This window comes from Rhodococcus sp. Eu-32, assembly GCF_003336925.1.
Taxonomy (GTDB): domain Bacteria; phylum Actinomycetota; class Actinomycetes; order Mycobacteriales; family Mycobacteriaceae; genus Rhodococcoides; species Rhodococcoides kyotonensis_B.
This window is the reverse complement of sequence record NZ_QGNK01000075.1, coordinates 1-472: the sequence shown is the minus strand read 5'-3', so window position 1 is coordinate 472 and position 472 is coordinate 1. Positions and strand designations below refer to the sequence as shown.

Annotated in this window: 1 rRNA gene; it reads right to left on the bottom strand. The window is 53.8% G+C overall.

What is annotated here, in order from left to right:
- A 16S ribosomal RNA gene (locus DK926_RS26965) occupies positions 1-472 on the bottom strand; the annotation flags it as partial.

The following is a 472-nucleotide window of genomic DNA, read 5'->3' as shown; positions in this document are numbered from 1 at the left end:
TTTAGTAGCCTATGACTACACGGGTATCTAAGCCCTTTCGCTCCCCTGGCCTTCGTGCCTCAGCGTCAGTTAATGTCCAGGAACCCGCCTTCGCCACGAGTGTTCCTCTCGATATCTACGCATTTCACTGCTACACCGAGAATTCCGGTTCCCCCTCCATTACTCTAGTCTCGCAGTATCATGTGCCGTCCGCGGGTTGAGCCCGCGCCTTTCACACACGACTTACGAAACAGCCTACGCACGCTTTACGCCCAGTGATTCCGAACAACGCTTGAGACCTCTGTATTACCGCGGCTGCTGGCACAGAGTTAGCCGTCTCTTCCTCTTGTGGTACTATCTTTTTAATTTGCTCCCACATGACAGGGGTTTACAATCCGAAGACCTTCATTCCCCCACGCGGCGTCGCACCATCAGGGTTTCCCCCATTGTGAATGATTCTCGACTGCAGCCCCCCGTAGGATAGGCTACTTGA